Below are 19,443 nucleotides of genomic sequence, written 5' to 3' on the forward strand. Positions count from 1 at the left end.
CCAGGAAGGATCTTCACCAGCAATGACCGACGAGAACACTCCCGTCACGCCTGACGAGGGACAGATCCTGCGTGTCGAGCCCGTCGGGCTCGAGACGGAGATGCAGCGCTCATACCTCGACTACGCGATGTCCGTCATCGTCTCGCGTGCCCTGCCGGACGTCCGCGACGGCCTCAAGCCCGTCCACCGCCGCGTCCTGTACGCCATGTACGACGGCGGCTACCGCCCCGAGCGCGGCTTCTACAAGTGCGCCCGTGTCGTCGGTGACGTCATGGGTACGTACCACCCGCACGGCGACTCCTCGATCTACGACGCGCTGGTCCGCCTCGCGCAGTCGTGGTCGATGCGGATGCCGCTGGTGGACTCCAACGGCAACTTCGGCTCTCCGGGCAACGACCCGGCGGCCGCCATGCGCTACACCGAGTGCAAGATGGCGCCGCTGTCGATGGAGATGGTCCGTGACATCGACGAGGAGACCGTCGACTTCACGGACAACTACGACGGCCGCAACCAGGAGCCGACCGTCCTGCCGGCCCGCTTCCCGAACCTGCTGATCAACGGTTCGGCCGGTATCGCGGTCGGCATGGCGACCAACATTCCGCCGCACAACCTGCGCGAGGTCGCGGCCGGCGCCCAGTGGTACCTGGAGAATCCGGAGGCCTCGCACGAGGAGCTCCTGGACGCGCTCATGGAGCGCATCAAGGGCCCGGACTTCCCGACCGGCGCGCTCGTCGTCGGCCGCAAGGGCATCGAGGAGGCGTACCGCACCGGCCGCGGCTCGATCACCATGCGCGCGGTCGTCGAGGTCGAGGAGATCCAGAACCGCCAGTGCCTGGTGGTCACGGAACTGCCGTACCAGACCAACCCCGACAACCTCGCGCAGAAGATCGCCGACCTGGTGAAGGACGGCAAGGTCGGTGGCATCGCGGACGTCCGCGACGAGACGTCGTCCCGTACGGGTCAGCGGCTGGTCATCGTCCTGAAGCGGGACGCGGTCGCCAAGGTCGTACTGAACAACCTCTACAAGCACACGGACCTGCAGTCGAACTTCGGCGCCAACATGCTGGCGCTCGTCGACGGTGTCCCGCGCACGCTCTCCCTGGACGCGTTCATCCGCCACTGGGTGACGCACCAGATCGAGGTCATCGTCCGCCGTACGCGCTTCAGGCTGCGCAAGGCCGAGGAGCGCGCGCACATCCTGCGCGGCCTGCTGAAGGCCCTGGACGCCATCGACGAGGTCATCGCCCTGATCCGGGCCAGCGACACCGTCGATATCGCGCGTACGGGCCTGATGGCGCTCCTGGAGATCGACGAGATCCAGGCCAACGCCATCCTCGAGATGCAGCTGCGGCGACTGGCCGCCCTCGAGCGCCGGAAGATCATCCAGGAGCACGACGAGCTCCAGGCGAAGATCACCGAGTACAACGCGATCCTCGCCTCGCAGGTCCGCCAGCGCGGCATCGTCAGCGAGGAGCTGGCGGCGATCGTCGACAAGTACGGCGACGACCGCAAGACCATGCTGGTGCCCTACGACGGTGACATGTCCATCGAGGACCTCATCGCCGAAGAGGACATCGTGGTCACCGTCTCGCGCGGCGGCTACGTCAAGCGCACAAAAACCGTCGACTACCGGGCGCAGAAGCGCGGCGGCAAGGGCGTACGCGGCACGAAGCTGAAGGAAGACGACATCGTCGACCACTTCTTCGTCTCGACGACCCACCACTGGCTGCTGTTCTTCACCAACAAGGGCCGGGTGTACCGGGCCAAGGCGTACGAGCTTCCGGACGCCGGACGTGACGCGCGCGGGCAGCACGTCGCCAACCTGCTGGCCTTCCAGCCGGACGAGGCGATCGCCGAGATCCTCGCGATCCGCGACTACGACGCGGTGCCGTACCTCGTGCTCGCCACGAAGGCGGGTCTGGTGAAGAAGACGCCTCTGAAGGATTACGATTCGCCGCGCTCCGGCGGTGTGATCGCGATCAACCTTCGGGAAACGGCAGACGGTTCCGATGACGAACTGATCGGTGCCGAACTCGTCTCGGCCGACGATGATCTGCTCCTGATCAGCAAGAAGGCACAGTCGATCAGGTTCACTGCCACGGACGACTCACTGCGTCCCATGGGCCGTGCCACCTCGGGTGTCAAGGGCATGAGCTTCCGCGAGGGAGACGAGCTGCTCTCGATGAATGTTGTTCGACCCGGTACGTTCGTGTTCACTGCCACCGACGGCGGGTACGCGAAGCGGACCCCCGTCGACGAGTACCGCGTCCAGGGTCGCGGCGGCCTCGGCATCAAGGCCGCCAAGATCGTCGAGGACCGCGGCTCGCTCGTCGGTGCGCTGGTGGTCGAGGAGAGCGACGAGATCCTCGCCATCACGCTGGGCGGCGGTGTGATTCGTACGCGAGTCAACGGGGTCAGGGAGACGGGCCGTGACACCATGGGCGTCCAACTGATCAACCTGGGCAAGCGCGATGCCGTCGTCGGTATCGCACGTAACGCCGAGGCGGGACGCGAGGCGGAGGAGGTCGACGGCGATGTGGTCGTCGACGACACCGCCGAGGATGCCGCCACGACCATCGGCACGGACGAGGGTGAGACACCCTCGGCCGAGTAGCACGAGGAGAGAGTCATCGTGAGCGGAGCCACGGGCGCCGGATCGTCCGGTACCTCGACCGGTTCTACGGCCGGTACGGAGACGGAAGGCGGAGGCCGTGGCTCCGCCGCGCCCGCGACGGACACGCACACCACCCAGCTGAAAGCGATCAAGTCGCCGGCGAAAGGCTCTTCCTCGCCCGACGCACCTGGATCCCAGGGGGGACCCGTGACGGACACCCGAGGCCCGCAGACCCAGCAGTACGCGGCCGGCGCGGCTCCGGGCGCTCAGCCGCAGCCGCACCCCGCGGGAGCGCAGCAGGCGGCCCCGGCGCCGTCGCCGCTGCCCGGGGAACGGCAGGCGCAGCAGTCCGCCGGGCCCTACCACCCGCCGCAGGCCTACCAGACGGGCGCTCCGTCGGGCAGCGTGCGCCGGCCGCGCACGGGCGCGAGCACGACGCCGCGCACCCGTAAGGCACGGCTGCGGGTGGCCAAGGCCGACCCGTGGTCGGTGATGAAGGTCAGCTTCCTGCTCTCCATCGCGCTGGGCATCTGCACGATCGTCGCGTCCGCGGTGCTGTGGATGGTCATGGACGCGATGGGCGTCTTCTCGACGGTCGGCGGCACGATCTCCGAGGCCACCGGCTCGAACGAGTCGAACGGCTTCGACCTGCAGTCCTTCCTGTCGCTGCCGCACGTCCTGATGTTCGCGTCGATCATCGCGGTCATCGACGTCGTCCTGGCGACGGCCCTGGCCACGCTCGGTGCGTTCATCTACAACCTCTCCGCCGGCTTCGTGGGCGGCGTCGAGCTGACGCTCGCCGAGGATGAGTGAGGTTCACCGAGGCCGGTTGACGGTTGCCGTCAGGAGGCGGTTCCAAACCTCTCCTGACGGTGCCCCGACAACCGATTTTGGGACTGCCCGCGTCGTGCGCTAATCTTCAGGAGTCAGCGCGCGGGACACACACCGCAGAGCGCGGCGGGGCTATAGCTCAGTTGGTTAGAGCGCATCCCTGATAAGGATGAGGCCACAGGTTCAAATCCTGTTAGCCCCACATGCGAAAAGACCCCCGGATCATTGGTCCGGGGGTCTTTTGACACCAACGGTTGACACCAACAGCGGTGGTCAGCCAGTAAGCGGATCTTCCAGCAGCTCCGCGAGCATCGCCACAGCTTCACGCTCACTGTCGCCCACCACATGCGCGTAGACGTCCATAGTCATGCTGATCTGACTGTGCCGGAGGATCGCCTGAGCGACCTTGGGATGCACCTTCAGGAAGGCCAGCAGCGTCCCTCAGGTGTGCCGTGCCAGCCGAACCGTGATGCGGCGTACGCCGGCCCGCTCACGAGCCGATCGAAGGTCCGCGAGAAGCCCACTGGGTCGATCATGCCTCCATGCTCCGACGAGAAGATCAGGTCATGTCCCGGCTCCTGGGACCAGTGGTCACCGGCGATCTTCCGTTCCAGCTCTTGCAGGTGCCGGCGCTCTTCCAAGGCGCGAGCGCAGAACTCCGGGAGCGGGAGCACTGCCTGTGAGGACTCGGATGGACGGGGCGACGTATGCGAGTGCCGGCACATCGTGGCGAGTGTCGAAGGCGGACGGGATGGCAGCAGGGACAGTTGTGGTTCCTGTCGGAGCCAGACCCGCGAGTCAATCGGAAACCTCAAATTGGGCCGGTAAGAGCGGCTAATGAGGCCTTGCCGGTGCGGCGTTGCGTGACTCGCTGATCGTTTCAGAATGTGGACACGGCGTCATCTGAGGGCGCCCGGCCCGTGCCGCGCGCTCGCCGCCTCGGCTGTGAAAATCACTGTCCGATTGTCGGAACACGGTGATAGAGAGTCCATGTGACGACGACACTTTCGTTCCCCGTTCTGTTGCGACTGATCGACGAACGGGCGAGCGCCTTCCGCGCCGCGGTCGCCTCCGCGTCCAGCCTCGACGTGCAGGTGCCGACCTGCCCCGAGTGGACGCTGTTCGATCTGGCGCAGCACATCGGCGAGGGGCGCCGCGCCTGGGCCGCCACCGTCGCCGCAGGGCCTGCTCCGGCCAAGTCCGCAGCGGAGGGCGCCCCGGCCGCGCCTCGGGAGCGCGAGGCCCTGCCGGCCTGGTTGGCGGAGTCCACGGAGCAACTGCTGGACGCATTGCGGGAGGCCGGACCGGATCGCGGTTGCTGGACGTGGTGGGGTGCGTCCCAGTCGCCGCAGACCTGTGGCGCCGTCGCCCGGCACCAGCTCCAGCAGATGGCGGTGCACACCTACGACGCCCAGATCACTGTGGGTGCCCCGGAGCCGCTGCCGGATGAGGTGGCACTCGACGGTGTCGAGGAGTTCCTGTTCACCTGCGTCGCAACGACGAGTGCCTGGCCGCACAAGCCCACTGCCTTCGACTTCCACGCCACCGAGGGCCGCTCCTGGCGCCTCACGGTCGACGGCGACGGCGCACGCTCCACCCGTATCTCCACGCCCGGCACGACGCCTGTCGCCGCTGCCGACGAGGGCCCGAACGCGGCTGGCGTCTCCGTTCGCGGCACGGCCAGTGAGCTGGTTCTCTTCGTGTACGACCGTATCCCGGCGGACTCCCTGCAGATCGAGGGAGACGCAGGTTTGTTCGACCTGCTCCGCGCGTGGGACCCGGAGGAGTAGGACGGGTGCTGTACAGCGGCGAAGCAAGCCTTGCCAAGACTGCATGCGGCGTCTGACACCAGCGGCTGACACCGACAAGCACGAACCGCAGCGGTCAGCGCCGGACCTCAGTGAACGATCGACCAAGGCGCAAGGGCCGTGGGCCGACGCTGACAGACCCCCGTGATCGACCTGACAAGGATGAGGCCACAGATTCAAATCCTGTGAGCCCCACCAGCGAAAAGACCCCAGTCCATCAGGGCTGGGGTCTTTTCGCATGCCCGATTGTCAGTGCCGGATGAGAGCCTGGCGGCATGATCGTCGAACGGGCATACGCGCATGTCGCCGAAGGCGAGCGGGAGGAAGGCGGCGGGTGGCCGTGGTCGGTGCCGTGCGTGCGGCAGCTGCTGGATGACGGCCTGAGATTCACCGCGCCGGTGACGTTCCTGGTGGGGGAGAACGGCTCGGGGAAGTCGACCCTCGTCGAGGCGCTGGCGGAGGGCTTCGGCCTGGACTCCTGGGGCGGATCAGCGGGCTACAAGTACGCCAGTTGGCGCGAGCCATCGGCCCTGGGCGGGCGGATACGGTTCGAGGCGACGACAGCCGGCCGCCGCATGCTGCGCGGGCCTCGGACGCGCCGCAGAGGTTTCTTCCTGCGGGCGGAGACGGCGCTGGACGCGCTGGACCGGGAGCAGAAGACGGGAAGGCTGTCCGGGGCCGCGGACGAGATGAGCCACGGCGAGGGATTTCTGATGGCCTTCCGCGAGCGGTTTCAGGAGCCTGGGCTGTACGTCCTGGACGAGCCCGAGGCTGCGCTGTCCTTCGCTTCTTGTCTTCAACTCGTGGGGCTACTGCACGAACTGGGGCGTTCCGGCGCACAGATCATCTGCGCGACGCACTCACCTGTGCTGACGGCGCTGCCGGGCGCCGAGATCATCGAGGTGGGTGACCACGGAATGCGTCCCGCCGGCTGGCGGGATCTGGAACTCGTCGATCATTGGCGGCGGTACCTCAACGACCCGTGGACCTATCTCCGTCACATCGTCGATGCGCGATGAGGCGGGGACCAGGACGGGGTGAAGCTCGCCGTCGTAATGCTGGAGAAGCTGGAACAGGCTTTGGAGCAGGAGAGGCAGAAGAAGCAGAGGGTCACGACTTGCGGTGAGCCCGGGTTCAGCGTTGGTGTGGCACCAGTGGCTGTGGCGGGTGGGAGCCCTGGGCGCACTCGTGGGTGGTCGAGGCCGATGTCGTGGCCGCTTCCGTCTCCGTGAGCGGGCGATGGCGGCAGCTGGGGGTCTTGCCGTGTGCCTCTGCCCGGATGCGCTGCTTCATCGTGGGGGGCAGTGCTCTGGCGTAGGACCAGGCCCAGTGAGGCATCGCCGGGACCGTCAGCTCAGCGCTGCGGTTGCTGTCGTCACCGTCGCTCCTGCGGCTCGTCTCGGTGTGCGGTACGGCCGCTGCGGCGGTGTTGGTGACGAATCCGAGCGCCGAGCACAGCGCGAGGAAGGCGGTGACGATGGCCGTCCACAGGTTCATGACCTTGTTCCTGGTCATGGCCCCTCACTTTCAGGTTGGGCGATTTGCGTACTTTCCCAATGATGTGTATGGGGCCTGCGAAGTCATGGACCGACGCCCGTGGCGCGTCGATCTTCAGATGAACACCACTCGAATGGTGGCATTGCGCTCGACGAGTGCGCGAAGATGGAGGAAAGGGGCTAAAGGTCACCGTCCGTCGGGGTGTGATCACCCTCCGATCGGAGCGGCGGCATCCGCTTCTACTGGGGTGTACCGGCGGGCAGTTGAGCGCGGATGCAGGTCACCGATTGATATCGACCGGTGTGTATAGTCGGGCGCCAGAGGTCCCTCACGTCAAGGAAAGACGAGGTCGCGCGGTGAAGAAGCTTCTCCTGGTCGCACTGGCCGCCATCGGCGGGCTCCTCGTGTACCGCCAGATCCAGGCGGATCGCGCCGAGCAGGATCTGTGGACGGAGGCGACTGACTCCGTACCCACGGGTTCGTGAGCCACGACATCGGATTGCACACAGACCCCGGTCGCCCATGCGGCCGGGGTTTCGTGTACTCGGAGCGCACAGCGCCGCCGCCCCGAGTTGCGCAAGCGCACCGGAGGTCGTAGAGCCGGGCGTTTCGGACAGCCGTACGGATTGCGGGGGTGACGCGCGGCCGCGCTGGGCAGGATGGGCGAGGTCCATGGTCCGGTTGTGGTGACAAGGGGTGGCGCGTGATGAGGCGGCGGCGTATGGCGCGGTGGCGCCCCGCGAGGATGTGGCATTCCCCGGCACGCGTGCGTGTGGCCGTCGTGGCGGCGCTGCTGCTGTGCACGACGGCCGTCCTGCCGGCTCGGCCCGCGCTCGCCGCCGGAACGCCCGCTCCCTATGTCTTCGCGCCGGACGACAGGCCCGTCACGGGCGGGACGAGCACCGCGGACGCCGCACCCCTCGCGCCGGGCACGACCTACAAGAGCTCCCTGCCCGGCGAGGGAGAGATCCACTACCGCCTCGACCTCGACGACACCTCGGACGCGTACGTCTCCGTGACCGCCGTCCCCGCCACCGACAGCACGCTCCACGCGGGCGACGGCATCAAGGTGTCCGTACGGGATGCCGCCGGCCGCTCCTGCTCCCAGGACACCGAAACCTTCGGCGTCGTGCGCAGCCCGCGCCCGATCGCGGTATGGGGGGAGCGCGAGATCTCGGCCGACCGTCCGCGCTGCGAGAGCGCGGGCACCTACGACGTGATCGTCGAGCGCGTCAGTACGACGGACTCCGCCCTGGACGCCTGGGACCTGGAGCTCTTCGCCGCCTCCGAGCCGCCCCTGAAGCAGACCGGCGAGACGAGCGCCCCCGAGGCCTGGGACTCCGCCTCACCGGACCCCCTCACCGGGGACGGCGAGCGCCGCGAAGGCGGCCGCGGATTCGGCTCGGCGGTACCGGTCGGCGAGGGCGTGTGGACCTCCGCCATCGAGCCCGGGCGGACGCTCTTCTACAAGGTGCCGCTCGACTGGGGCCGACAGCTGCACGCCACCGCCGAGCTGGGCAGTTCGAGCAGCGGCGACGGCTACGCGGTCGGCGCCCTGAACCTTGCTCTCTACAACCCCGTGCGCGGATTCGTCGACGACACGAGCGCCAACTACGACGGCAGCCGGAAGGCCGCCGAACTCGATCCCCTGCCGCCGGTCGCCTACGAGAACCGGTACGCCGTCCCCGACCGGTTCAGCGCCATGCGGTTCGCCGGTTCCTACTACATCGCGGTGCACCTTTCGGCCGCGGTGGCGGAGCGGTACGGCCAGGGGCCGTTCGAGCTGACGCTGCGCGTCCGGGAGGGGGGTACGGCGCAGGCCGGGCCGGGTTATGCGGGGGAGTCCGAGCCGGGCGACGTGTTCCAGGTCTCGGCGGGCGATCGGGAGGCGGCCGCGGGGGCCGGGGCCGGGGTGGGGACCGGGAGCGGCGGGGACGCTGCCATGACTGTGCTGGCGGTCAGTGGCATCGGGGTGGGGACCTTGGTGCTGGTGGTGTTGGGGGTGTGGATGGTGGTGGCTCGGCGGAGGGTTGGGGCCTTGTAGGCGGGGTCTTTGGTTGGAGCCCTTTGCGGGGGCCTTTGGCGGGGGCCCTTGGTGGCTTGGCGGGCGGCTCGGCAGGCAGCCCTCAGAGTCGGGGCCGTCGGATCCGGGTCGGTTCTCAGATTTGGGTCAGCGCCCAGAACCCCACGGCGTAACAGACCAGCGCCAGCAGTAGGAGGGGTACGGCGACCTTGGCGGGTGGGCCTGGACGGCGTGCGGGGCTGTGGGCCGCTCGGCGGGCGGCTCGGTGACCGCCGCGGCGGCGTGGCTGCGGAATTGGGGGCGCCGAGGGTGGAACCTGCGGGCTCTGAGCGGTGTACGAAACAGTAGAAGCATCGACGCGCTGGGGTTGTGCCGGCGTCGTCGGAGGCTGCGTCGGGTACTGCGGTGGGCGTGGTTGGGGGGAGGACAGGACGTGCGTGGTGTCGTAGGGGGAGCTGTGGGCCGGGTGGTGCTGCACGCCCTCGTGGGGGTGGCTGTCCGCCTGTGCTTGACCCTGTGCCTGGTGCCGGCCTCGCGCCTGGTCCTGCGCCCCGTTGGGCAGCGGCAGGTGGTAGCTGCCGGTGTCCGACATGCTGAGGGGGCCGCTGCTGTCGCCCGGTTGTGGGGAGCCCGGGGGTTCCTGAGTGGGGGCGGATGGCAGGGGCCCGGGCTGGTGCGCGTGCGGGACGCGCGGCGGAGACTCGGACTGGGCGGACTCGGGCGAGGTGAAACTCGAGGCCGGCGTTGGCTCCGCAACGACGTGGCGCGGATCGCCGCCGGACACGGCGCCCGAGCCCGTGCCGGATGTGCCGAGCCCGGCGTCGGCCGACCCGAGCCCGGTACCGGCCGACCCAAGCTCCGACCCAAGCCCGGTGCCGCTCGGCACCGAGCCCATACCCCTCGGATCCGATCCGGCGCCGTTCGCCGAGCCTCCCGCCCCCGTCGAGCCGTCCCCGAACTGGAACTGTCCGGAGCCGCTCCGCTCCCCCTCGATCCCCGGAGCCCGTTTCAGCGGCCCCCGGGGTACGAACCCCGGTGGCAGTGGCCCGAGTTGGTCGAAGATCTCGATGAGCTCGTCGTCGGGCCCGGGTTCCGGCAGGAGCTCGGTGGCCGCGGCGAGGGCCTTGCGCGCCCCGGTCGCCGTGCGGAACCGCGCGTGCGGATCCGGTTGGAGCAGCGAGGCCACGACCTGCCACAGCGGCTCGGGAATGCCCTTGGGCGCACCCGGCGTTCCGTGCGCGGAGAAGTACTGGACGAGCGCCTTGGCGTCCGGCTTGGCCCCCTCCAGCAGATACAGCGCGACCAAACCGACGGCGAACAGGTCGGCGGGGAAGTCCGGTTCCGCGCCCATGAGTTGCTCGGGGGCGAGGTATCCGGGCGTTCCCACCACGAGGTTGGTCTCGGTCAGCCGGGGCTCGCCGAGCCGCATGGCGATGCCGAAGTCGGACAGCCGCAGCCGCGGGCGTCCCGTGCCGGTTGCTTCGAGCAGCAGGTTGGCCGGCTTGATGTCGCGGTGGACGACGCCCTCCGAGTGCACCGCGGCCAACCCCGCGAGGAGCTGGTCGAGAAGAGTGCAGACGAACGAGGGCGGCAAGGGGCCGTAGTCCCCGACGAGATGGACCAGCGAGCCGCCGGCCACCAGGTCCATGGTGAACAGGACCTTGTCGTCGTCGGCGGCCCAACTGGCCGGCGCGAGCACATGGGGGTGATCGATCCGCAGCGCCTGCTCGCGGACGAACCGCAGCAGCGAGTGCGCGTCGCTCTGCTGCAGCACCTTGGCGGCCACATAGCGCCGACGGCGATGGTCCCAGGCACGCCAGACGGCGCCGACGCCACCGCGTCCGATCGGGTCGACCAGTTCGTAGCGCCCGGCGAAGACCTCACCCATGGCTGTGCGTCGCTCCTCCCCCTCCGGTTACCCCCCTTGCTTCCCCCACGACGAGCGATACGACTCCCCCTCGCTGACCGTCCTTCGCGGACTCCCCCGCACGACCCCCTCGTGCCCGCTCAGGACGCCATACCGTCGGCCCGGCTGCCGAACCCCTTCGGCGACCGGGCCCGGGGGGTCAGTTCTGGTGGGACTGGTAGTGCGCGACCGCGTCGGAGGTGCGGCCGGCGCCGTACACCCGGAGGAACTCTGCCAGTTCCGGGTGGGTGGGGGCGAGGGTGTCCGCGGCCTCGATGATGTCGCCCGCGGCTGCCACCGAGCGCAGCAGCGACTGGATCTCGCGAACGACCCGCTTGACCGTGGGCGCGCCCGAACTGTTCGTCGTCTGCGTGGTGTTGCTGAGCACCGAGCCCCCCTGCGACTTTTTGATCTCCTCCATGCGCTCCGTGGCCTCGGCCGCGCTCACGCTGCCGTCCGCGACCTGCCCCGCCAAGTCCTGCAGCAGCTGCACCCGCTGGACCACGGCGGGATTGCCGATCTTCGCCCGCTGTCCGCTCATCAGCTGCGACAGCATCGGTGCGGACAGTCCCAGTACCCCCGCGAGACGAGCCTGGTTGAGACCAAGATCGTCGATGAGCTTACGGAAGAGCGTCCCCAGCGGCTCCCCGTACCAGTTCCGCTGCAGATCCCGCGCTCTTGCGGTGGCTTCCTGCTGTGCGGCGTCCATTGCGTCTCCCCATCGCTTCCCCAAAACCGCGGTTCGCTGTCGCGAACCACGCCGAGCATCTTACGGAGAGTGGTCGTTTACCGGGACCCCCAATCCTTTTGCGGGATCCGGGGGGCGACCGGGTACTCTGGTCTGGACGCCCGCCGGTGTGGGGTTTTCCTCCGGCCGGACGTTCCCTTTTGAGGGGCCTTAGCTCAGTTGGTAGAGCGCTGTCTTTGCATGGCAGATGTCAGGGGTTCGACTCCCCTAGGCTCCACATGGCAAGACCCCTCTGAACTGCGGAAACGCAGTTGGAGGGGTCTTTTTTGTCCCGGTTTTCCGTGCAGACATTTGTCAGCACGGTGGTGCTGACAAACGTCTGCGGAGGCCCGTGGATCGTGTGGTGGGACGGCGAACCCCGACATGGATGCTCAGCGATCGTTGGCACGCGCTCCGCTGCGGTGAAGGCAGGGCCTCCGGGAACCGTTCGGAAGGGGCCACACCCCCCGAGCTACCAGGATGCCCTGCCTTCATGCGCGTACGGCCGGAAGACCACCCGCCCAGGAACTCGGATCGATCTGCGCGTTTCAAGATCGGTTTGGAGACGGCTTCTCACCCTGCTCTGTCAGCTGGCCTGATCTGGCCTGATCTGGCCTGCGTCCAAGCGTGCGGCAGCTGCGGCGAGCTGGCCGGCACTGTCCTTGAGCATGCCCCAGTTGTGGTCCTGGGCTGCTTGGATACACCGGGCAAGGTGGGTGTGCAGCGGGGACCACAGCGGGCCGAAGGACCAGAGATTCAAAGGCCGACGCAAGACCGTCAGCCACGTCGGCCAGGCCACGCACGCCGCGAGTCTGCGCCAGGTGGAACGATTCCGGGATTCCATCCTGGCCGCTGAGCAATGGCGGGCAGCGTGTGAGGGCTTCACATCGGCGGCCCCGGCCCCGGTCGGCGCAGTGCAGCAGGCGGCTGTTGAAGAGGGCCTTGGGGGCGCTGTACCGGGCATGGCGCTCTTGTGTCCGCGGTACTCCTCGCCCGGCCACCACCCCAGCAGCCGCTGGGGCAACTCGTAGGCCAGGCGGGAGCGAAGGAGATTCAGCCGGGTGCGTAGGGTTCGGCAGGCGGCGCAGTCGAGCAGATGGGCGTGGGCGTCGCCGTGCAACGGCAGATAGGCCGAGATCAGGACGTCCACTCCGCCGTGTAGCCGGCAGTTGACGTGGGCGGTCTGGTGCAGATGGGCGGCGGCCTGGGCTCGGCGCAGCGCCGTCAGCGCGGACCGATACCGGTCGGGGAGCTGGGCACGGGGCAGCCCTGTCACGTCGGCCACAGCGGCCGCAGACTCGTGCTCGACCAGCGTGTGCCAGATGAGGCACCGGTCGACGGCGGGCAGCCGCTGGTAGGACTGCGAGAGTCCGTAGTCATCGTCCATCGACCACAGTCCTCCCTCCGACACCCACCTGCGGAATCCGGGGGACATCTGGCGCGGATCGACCTCGACCGCTTCGCGGCGCACCGAGCTCAGCAGATTCACCCGCAGGCAGGTGCCGTGCAGGCCGGTCGCGGCGCGCGACCCTCTGGACACCTGATCGCGCAGCCGTGAGAAGGCGTACGCCGACAGGGTCTCTGCCAGCTCAGGCACGGCAACACACGTGAGTGCGTACGCGTGGACGGCGGTGTGGTGGCGGTGACGGATGGCTTCGAACCAGGGAATCCGGTCCAGGTCGACTGCTCGCAACAGGGCGTGGTCACCAGGTAGTTGGGCGCTGGGACGCGGGCGGGGGGTGGCAGTGGGCATGGATGCTCTCCGAGGGAAACGAACACGGCCCGACCTGGCTCATGGTGTCCAACGAAGCGGTCTCACTGGGGTGGTTGCTCCAAGTGCGACAAGAAGAGGGGGACTTGAACGATTGGCCGGGTCTTCTCAGCCCGGAGGACGATCCGCCCAACCTTCGTCGCCGCTTCACTGCGTCCCGTCCGGCAGGCGAGCCGTCTGAGGCCCGCCGCGCATTCTGCAGTTCGGAGGAAGCATGGGACGCGCAAGAGGCGGAAGCAGGCGCAGGCCGTTCGTCGGGAAGCGGAAACTGGTCCTGACCGGTCTTGCCGTGATTGTCACGGCGGCCGTGGTGCTCAACTCGGCTCACGGCGCCGAGACGAGCTTCATCGTCGGCGGGCGGCAGGCATCCGAGGAGTACCCGTTCATGGGATCGCTGCAGTCTCCTTCGGGTGACCATCAATGTGGCGCGGCGCTCGTCGCACCCGCCCTCATGGCCACCGCCGCGCACTGCGTCGAGGGCCGGCAGGCGAGCGAGATGACCGTACGCATCGGTTCGAGGGACCGTACAAGCGGAGGCACGCGCAGTCAGGTAGCCCGCGTCGTACAGGCTCCGGAGCACGCGGACATCGCCCTGCTCGTTCTGTCCGAGCGGGTCTCCGGCGCGCCGATCGAGGTCGCCGACGGCAGCCCGCAGACGCAGCAGGCGGTCCGGCTGATCGGCTGGGGCCAGGACTGCCCCCAGAAGGGCTGCTCCACAGCACCGCCCCGGCAGTTGAAACAGCTGGAGACCAAGGTGCTGCCGGCACAGGACTGCCCCGGGATCAAGGGGGGTGGGGAGTTGTGCTTCGCCGGCACCCCGACGGACACGGCCTGCTACGGGGACTCCGGCGGTCCGGCAGTGGTGAAGGACGGGGCCGGCCGGCGGCTTGTCGGGGTCACCAGCCGGGCGGGCGACGACTCCCGTCCCTCATGCGGTGACAGCAATGTGATCTACACCGATGTGACTGCCTTCCGGGACCTGATCGCCGCTCACGCCGACGACGTCGGCGGCGGACCGCCCCCGTCAGGAGCCGAATCGCCGCAGGTGCCCGGGGGGAAAACCGGCGGGACACCGGGCTTTCCCGGCCTGCCGGGTCTTCCGGGTCTTCCGGGGGTGCCAGGGGGAGCAGGAGGAGCCGGGGGCACTGGGGGCCCGGGCGGTCACGGCGGTCCGGGGCTTCCGGGGTTGCCAGGGTTGCCGGGTGGTCCTGATGGTCCGGGGTTTCCGGGCGGTCCGGGGTTCCCGGGTGGTCCCGATGGTCCGGGGTTTCCGGGCGGTCCGGGGTTCCCGGGTGGTCCCGATGGTCCGGGGTTCCCGGGCGATCCGGGATTCCCGGTAGGGCCGTTCGGCTGACCCCGGCATGGTGAAGAGCTGCTCCGGCGGATGTTCGTCTCATCCGCCGGAGCAGCTCTTCGTGCGTTTGCGGAAACCTTCCGCGTCGGCGGGACGAGTACGGGCCCGAGCAGGACGATGCCCGTCACCGAGCGACTGTGCTTGGTGACGGGCATCGTCCTGCAGCGTGTGCTCCACGGGGGTGGACGCGGGTATGGCCCGAGTCCCCTGGGCTGCCGCGGTGTCACGGGCGCCGACCGGCGGTCGCATGCCGGTAGAGACGGGCGACGCGCTGCCGGACGGCGGCATCGAACTCGGGGGTGGGCTCCACGAACGTGTGACGGACTGACTCCTCGGCGACAGCGTACGGGGGCTCGTACAGATCTCTGTCGTCGGTGTAGTCCCCGCCAGTGAGCGGTGCGTGCAGGTAGCTGTCGACCCAGGTCATGGGGGTCTCCTCAAGGGTTGGGAGTCGGAGGAACGGCCGGTGGAAGGACCTCCGGGCACACCCGCATCACACCGGCGACGGAAGTCCGACGCATCCACCTGAGGGCGGGTCGGCCCGGCCCGGAAGTTGGGCTTGGCACGAAGGAGGGGACGCCGGTCGGGAGCCCTGCTGGTTTGTCAGATTTCGACAAGACAGGGCCCAACAGGCGCAAGCAGCTGAGTGGCGTGCCGACACCGGGCGTACTCCACGCCACACACCCTCACTGGCCGTTGGAGAACACATGAGATCGAGTGCCGGGGGAGAGGCCGGGGGCGCGACCCACGGCGGCAGCGTCGCCGTGACCTGTGAAAAGGACGGGCAGTCGGCGCGTTCCGCCCGACGCCGGACGATCCGCCCCCGTGCCGAACGGCAGGGAGAAGGCCTGTCGCGGCCGCACCCCCGGCAACGGCACCGGCGGCGCCGGCCGAGCCCGCGGCCGACGAAACGCGGGCGCTTCTACGACGCCGCACTCGCCGTCGTGTCAGCCGGCTTCAACCTGCTCATGCTGCTCGTCGTCCTGCCCGTGGCGCATGCGGCCGACCCCGCGCTGGACGTGCCCACCGGTGGCCGGCTGGCCGTGATCGTCACGGTGGCGGTGCTCGGATCTCTGAGCGGAGCGGTGCGCAGGTCGAGACCGCTCGTGCCCGCCGCGCTGGCGGTGGCGGACACGACGCTGCAGGGATCCAGCATCCTCCTCCCCGCCAGCGTCTACACCCTCGTCATGCACAGTAGGCGCCGCTGGGCCGCGGTCGCCGTGGCCGCCGGGCTGGTGCTGCCCTGGCTCCCGTTGTCGCCCGTCTTCGGTAGGGTCCCCGCCGATGCGCCGTGGGTCGCGGTGCTCGTGAGCAGGACAACGCACTCCCTGATCATGGTGGGCGTTCCCCTCCTGGTCGCCTGGGCGGTGCGCGGCCATCGGCTGCACATCAGCGTGCTGCACGACCAGGCGCAGCGGCTCAAACGCGAGCAGGAGCTGCTGGCGTACAACGCGGCTCTGAAAGAGCGGGTCCGGCTGGCCCGGGACCTGCACGACGTGGTGGCCCACTACATCGGCCTCATCGTGATCCAGGCAGGGACGCTGGAAGTCGGCGCACAGGCCGCCGGAGAGCGGACCGGCGCCCTGATCGGCGGCCTGGGGCGCCGGGCCATGACGGAGCTTCGGGACCTGGTCGACGTACTGCGTGATCCGGCTGCCGACAGCCGCAGTTGCGCCGGCGAGGGGTGGTTGAGGGACATTGCGGAGCTGGTGGAACGCGTCCGCCAGGCACAGGTCGACGTTTCCTGGCGAACGACCGGAGAACTGCCGGACGCGGGCGCTGCCGCCTACAAGACGCTTTACCGAGCCGCCCAGGAGGGCCTTTCCAACGCTATGAGGCACGCTTCCGGTTCCTGGATCCGACTGGAGGTGACAGGTGACCGGAACAGGCTGGAGCTGACCGTGTGCAACGGACCACCGGCCGTGCCCACTGCGGCGGCCCGGCTGCCCAGCGGCGGGCGCGGCCTTGCCGGAGCGCTGGAGCGCGTCAACGAGCTCGGTGGCCACCTGAACTGGGCGCGCACCCCCGACGGGGGCTTCCGGATGCACGTGAGCATCCCGGCGCATGCCGAACTCCAGGAGCCTCACCCCACGACAAGGCAGACCGGTACGCATGACCGTACGGAAGAGGGGAAGGGGCCTTGATCCGAGTGCTTCTCGTGGACGACGAGACGCTGGTCCGCCAGGGGATCCGTCTGGTGCTCGAGTCCGTCGACGACATCACGGTGGTGGGCGAGGCCGCCGACGGCTCCGGCATCGGCCATCTCGCGCGACTGCACCGACCCGACGTCGTCGTCATCGACGTCAACATGCCCCGCGTCGACGGGCTCACCGCCATCCGCGGGATGGCCCGAATGCGGGGCCGGCCCCGCGTCGTGATGCTGACCGCACACGCCCTGGACGACCACCTGTACGCCGCACTGAGCGCCGGCGCCGACGGTTTCATCCTCAAGGACATCGCCCCACAGGAACTCATCGCCGCCATCCGCACCGTCGTGGCCGGAGACGCGCTGATCTCGCCCGCGATGACCCGCGGCCTCATCGAGCGCTACACCCACTCCACCAGCGCACGCGGCGGTCAGGCTCGGGAGCGGATCCGTTTTCTGACCCCCGGCCAGCGGTATCTCCTCGCGCTGATCGCACATGGCATGTCCAACGCCCGGATCGGCCAGAACCTGGGCACGACCGAGTCCCGTGTCAAAGCCGAGGTGAGCCACCTGCTGAAGGTGCTGGATCTGAGCAACCGGGTACAGGCGGCCACGCTGGCCTGCACCGCGGGCCTGCTCGACCAACCGCTCGGGCCGCCGCCCCACACAGCCTGACGGGCGCAAGCGGCGCAGCGCAGGAGCGCACGGCTACGGCGTCTGCCGTTGCCGTGCGCTCCTGGCCCAGGGGCGTTCTGGTCCCGCCGATCCGCTAGTCGGTGGGCCGGCCGGACACAATCGAGGAGATCTCGTCACCTTCCTCGGGCGTCGCGGCGAAGTTCATCCAGCCGCCCGCGCGGAGCCCGGCCCAGAAGACCGTGGCCGCGTAGGGGTGCCCCGAGGCCCTCATGTCATCCCACAGCTGGTCGTCGGCTTCGCGGCGCAGCGCGGACGGGTCCTGCTGGGTCCGGGCTGCGATGTTGGGGCCCACCGTGTACGCGAAGTCGTGCCGGATGCACGCGTCGACGATCTCCTGCGGGAGGTTCATGACCTGGCTGATCCCTGTGCAGCCGTTGGCGTAGAAGCTGTTCCTGAGACCCTGGTCCTGCGTGCTGGACGACGGCGCGCTCAGCGCGGCCTGCCGGATCTGCAGAAACTCGGACAGGGGCGCCTTCTTGAGCCTGTCGAAGAGTGCCGGGGAGAACACCGACCCGGGGTGAGCGGCATCCGGGGCCACAGCACCGTGGTTGTCGAGCCGCGGTGCCTCGTTGCCCCACAGCGCCCGCCCGCCGCGATGCTCCTGCTGCATGGCCCACTTGAGAGAGGCGTCGCGGTTCGCCCACAGCACCTCGAGGTCCGCGGTGCTCAGCGTCTTGACCCGCTCGGGCTCCCCCGCCAGCTCCTGCTGGACCTGCACGAGCCGGCTCGCAATCTCTGACGTCTCTCCCCCAGCGCCGATGCTGCTGCCCGCGCAGTCCTCGGCCACTCCCTCCGGGGAATCGGCCGGGGAACTCTCGCTGTTTCCGGCGGACTTGTGTCCCTCGGCCTGGTAGCTGCGACCGGAGCCCTCAGAACCCGGCGCGGTGTGCTCCGGGTCCGGGGCGGCCGGGCCCGGGGCAGGCAGGGGCGTGGGTGCCTCGGTTTCCGGCGCGACCGTCGCCCCGCCGACCGGTGGGGTGTGCGGCCCCGCCGAGCAGTCGACGGACACCGCACCGCCCGGGCCCGCCGAGGCCTCGGCGCTGCTTCCGGCGCCGGGCTCGTTGGCGAAGGCGCCGGGCAGCGCCAGTGCTCCTGCCGCGACCACGGCCACCGCCGAGGCCGCAATCCACTTCTTCCTGTTGACGGGTCGATACGCTCGACGACTCACTGCTTCCTCCTGCGCGTAGGTGCCCCGCCGGGCGGGGCTCGCTTTCCTGACGCAGGGAGCAAAGCGCCGACGAACGGTTCGGCTCGTCGGCCCTGAAGGGGATTCCGGTCGTGACGAAAGTGTCTTCGGGCAGTCACTGCGGCGGCTGCCGGAAACGGCGGCTGCGCAGGGCCAGTTCCAGTGCGAGGCAGATGTCCGGTTCGGACAGCGCGTGCCCGAACAGGGCATGCAGTCGGCGCATGCGGTAGCGCACTGTCTGCGGGTGAACGTTCAGCGCCCGGGCGACCTCCGGCGCAGCACGCCACTGAAGCCATGCCAACAGCGTGGCCTCCAACTGCTCCCGGCGTAGCGGAGTGCACCGGTTCAGCGGCTCCAGCAGGGCCGCGGCGAGTGAGTCCGCCACCTGCCGGTTGTTCGCGAGGATCCAGCCGGCCGGATGGTCCACGGCGCGGTGGACGCCGTGCGCATTCCGCCCCAGCTCCGTCAGCACATACTCCGCCCAGCGCAACGACGTTCCGGCGAGCGCGAGGGGGACGCTCGGGCCGACGACGGCCGGGGAGCCACGGAAGGCAGCGCCGAGCGTGGTGGCCGCGTTGCGGCCGGGGGCGGAGCCGGATTCGACGACGAGCACACGCACCCGGTTCGCCGACACCTGCCGCAGCAGGCGACAGCCGTCCGGGACATGGATGCTCGTATGGATGTCTCGGGAAACGACCGCCTGCACGGACTGGGGCAGCGGCCAGCAGGCGGCCGCCGCCAGCTGTTCCAGATCGCGACTGTGCAACCTCTGTTCACCGGTGAGAGCCGTGAACAGTCGCTGCCGGGCGGCGCACAGGCCACCACCGGAGGGCGGTTCGGGCGGATGGGGGGAGGCGTTCTCGGGGCCCTTGGACGGGCGGGTG

Annotated in this window: 18 protein-coding genes and 2 tRNA genes; 12 read left to right on the plus strand and 8 right to left on the minus strand. The window is 69.3% G+C overall.

Annotated elements, in window-relative coordinates; translation table 11 throughout:
• Window positions 1-22: 22 nt before the first annotated feature.
• From gyrA to OG254_RS25000, 3 genes are all read left to right on the plus strand, one after another.
• On the plus strand, window positions 23-2,614 hold the full coding sequence (gyrA, locus tag OG254_RS24990) for a DNA gyrase subunit A (protein WP_405585613.1): 2,592 nt from the start codon (window positions 23-25) through the stop codon (window positions 2,612-2,614).
• An 18-nt stretch (window positions 2,615-2,632) separates the two neighbouring features.
• Complete coding sequence (locus tag OG254_RS24995) at window positions 2,633-3,427, plus strand: DUF3566 domain-containing protein (RefSeq protein ID WP_405585616.1); 795 nt, start codon at window positions 2,633-2,635, stop codon at window positions 3,425-3,427.
• A 146-nt stretch (window positions 3,428-3,573) separates the two neighbouring features.
• A tRNA-Ile gene (locus tag OG254_RS25000) sits at window positions 3,574-3,647 on the plus strand.
• A 71-nt stretch (window positions 3,648-3,718) separates the two neighbouring features.
• Here OG254_RS25000 and OG254_RS25005 read toward each other — a convergent pair.
• Window positions 3,719-3,862, minus strand: a complete 144-nt coding sequence (locus OG254_RS25005; protein WP_405585618.1) for a hypothetical protein — start codon at window positions 3,860-3,862, stop codon at window positions 3,719-3,721.
• Between the two features lie 125 nt (window positions 3,863-3,987).
• Between OG254_RS25005 and OG254_RS25010 the strand changes: the two genes are divergently transcribed.
• The 3 genes from OG254_RS25010 (at window position 3,988) to OG254_RS25020 (ending at window position 6,272) form a co-directional block, all read left to right on the plus strand.
• The gene (locus OG254_RS25010; RefSeq protein ID WP_405585621.1) at window positions 3,988-4,128 is read left to right on the plus strand and encodes a hypothetical protein; all 141 of its coding nucleotides are present in this window, start codon (window positions 3,988-3,990) and stop codon (window positions 4,126-4,128) included.
• 309 nt (window positions 4,129-4,437) lie between these two features.
• Complete coding sequence (locus tag OG254_RS25015) at window positions 4,438-5,235, plus strand: maleylpyruvate isomerase family mycothiol-dependent enzyme (RefSeq protein WP_405585624.1); 798 nt, start codon at window positions 4,438-4,440, stop codon at window positions 5,233-5,235.
• Between the two features lie 293 nt (window positions 5,236-5,528).
• Window positions 5,529-6,272 carry an AAA family ATPase gene (locus tag OG254_RS25020; RefSeq protein ID WP_405585627.1) on the plus strand — a complete coding sequence of 248 codons (744 nt, stop codon included), beginning with the start codon at window positions 5,529-5,531 and terminating at the stop codon, window positions 6,270-6,272.
• A 115-nt stretch (window positions 6,273-6,387) separates the two neighbouring features.
• Here OG254_RS25020 and OG254_RS25025 read toward each other — a convergent pair whose 3' ends face one another.
• Window positions 6,388-6,768 carry a DUF6344 domain-containing protein gene (locus OG254_RS25025; RefSeq protein ID WP_351195463.1) on the minus strand — a complete coding sequence of 127 codons (381 nt, stop codon included), beginning with the start codon at window positions 6,766-6,768 and terminating at the stop codon, window positions 6,388-6,390.
• Between the two features lie 338 nt (window positions 6,769-7,106).
• Here OG254_RS25025 and OG254_RS25030 point away from each other — a divergent pair, with 338 nt between their 5' ends.
• Window positions 7,107-7,235 carry a DLW-39 family protein gene (locus OG254_RS25030; RefSeq protein ID WP_003999697.1) on the plus strand — a complete coding sequence of 43 codons (129 nt, stop codon included), beginning with the start codon at window positions 7,107-7,109 and terminating at the stop codon, window positions 7,233-7,235.
• Window positions 7,236-7,516: 281 nt separating this feature from the next.
• On the plus strand, window positions 7,517-8,794 hold the full coding sequence (locus OG254_RS25035; protein ID WP_405585632.1) for a hypothetical protein: 1,278 nt from the start codon (window positions 7,517-7,519) through the stop codon (window positions 8,792-8,794).
• A 115-nt stretch (window positions 8,795-8,909) separates the two neighbouring features.
• Here the strand turns inward: OG254_RS25035 and OG254_RS25040 are convergent, their stop codons facing one another.
• A complete protein-coding gene (locus OG254_RS25040) occupies window positions 8,910-10,661 on the minus strand; it encodes a protein kinase domain-containing protein (protein ID WP_405585635.1) in 1,752 nt (583 codons plus the stop codon).
• Between the two features lie 178 nt (window positions 10,662-10,839).
• On the minus strand, window positions 10,840-11,388 hold the full coding sequence (locus OG254_RS25045) for a DNA-binding protein (RefSeq protein ID WP_194043786.1): 549 nt from the start codon (window positions 11,386-11,388) through the stop codon (window positions 10,840-10,842).
• A gap of 183 nt (window positions 11,389-11,571) precedes the next feature.
• On the opposite strand from OG254_RS25045, the gene OG254_RS25050 reads away from it, so the two are divergent.
• Window positions 11,572-11,644, plus strand: a tRNA-Ala gene (locus OG254_RS25050).
• 348 nt (window positions 11,645-11,992) lie between these two features.
• Here OG254_RS25050 and OG254_RS25055 read toward each other — a convergent pair.
• The gene (locus OG254_RS25055) at window positions 11,993-13,003 is read right to left on the minus strand and encodes a hypothetical protein (RefSeq protein ID WP_405585638.1); all 1,011 of its coding nucleotides are present in this window, start codon (window positions 13,001-13,003) and stop codon (window positions 11,993-11,995) included.
• A gap of 388 nt (window positions 13,004-13,391) precedes the next feature.
• Between OG254_RS25055 and OG254_RS25060 the strand changes: the two genes are divergently transcribed.
• Window positions 13,392-14,531, plus strand: coding sequence for a S1 family peptidase (locus OG254_RS25060; protein ID WP_405585641.1), 1,140 nt, complete (start codon window positions 13,392-13,394; stop codon window positions 14,529-14,531).
• A gap of 223 nt (window positions 14,532-14,754) precedes the next feature.
• Here the strand turns inward: OG254_RS25060 and OG254_RS25065 are convergent, their stop codons facing one another.
• Complete coding sequence (locus tag OG254_RS25065) at window positions 14,755-14,958, minus strand: hypothetical protein (protein WP_351195454.1); 204 nt, start codon at window positions 14,956-14,958, stop codon at window positions 14,755-14,757.
• Window positions 14,959-15,238: 280 nt separating this feature from the next.
• Here OG254_RS25065 and OG254_RS25070 point away from each other — a divergent pair, with 280 nt between their 5' ends.
• Both OG254_RS25070 and OG254_RS25075 read left to right on the plus strand, forming a co-directional pair.
• Entirely contained in the window at window positions 15,239-16,675 is a 1,437-nt protein-coding gene (locus tag OG254_RS25070) for a sensor histidine kinase (RefSeq protein ID WP_405585644.1), read from the plus strand.
• Between the two features lie 5 nt (window positions 16,676-16,680).
• On the plus strand, window positions 16,681-17,352 hold the full coding sequence (locus OG254_RS25075) for a response regulator (RefSeq protein ID WP_405595175.1): 672 nt from the start codon (window positions 16,681-16,683) through the stop codon (window positions 17,350-17,352).
• A gap of 94 nt (window positions 17,353-17,446) precedes the next feature.
• On the opposite strand, the gene OG254_RS25080 is transcribed toward OG254_RS25075, so the two are convergent.
• Together OG254_RS25080 and OG254_RS25085 are read right to left on the minus strand one after the other, a co-directional pair.
• Window positions 17,447-18,541: a hypothetical protein gene (locus tag OG254_RS25080; RefSeq protein ID WP_405585647.1), complete on the minus strand. Its 1,095-nt coding sequence runs from the start codon at window positions 18,539-18,541 to the stop codon at window positions 17,447-17,449.
• Between the two features lie 133 nt (window positions 18,542-18,674).
• Window positions 18,675-19,325: a helix-turn-helix domain-containing protein gene (locus OG254_RS25085; RefSeq protein ID WP_405585649.1), complete on the minus strand. Its 651-nt coding sequence runs from the start codon at window positions 19,323-19,325 to the stop codon at window positions 18,675-18,677.
• Window positions 19,326-19,443: the final 118 nt, after the last annotated feature.

It is taken from the genome of Streptomyces sp. NBC_01092, from assembly GCF_045039535.1.
Taxonomy (GTDB): Bacteria; Actinomycetota; Actinomycetes; order Streptomycetales; family Streptomycetaceae; genus Streptomyces.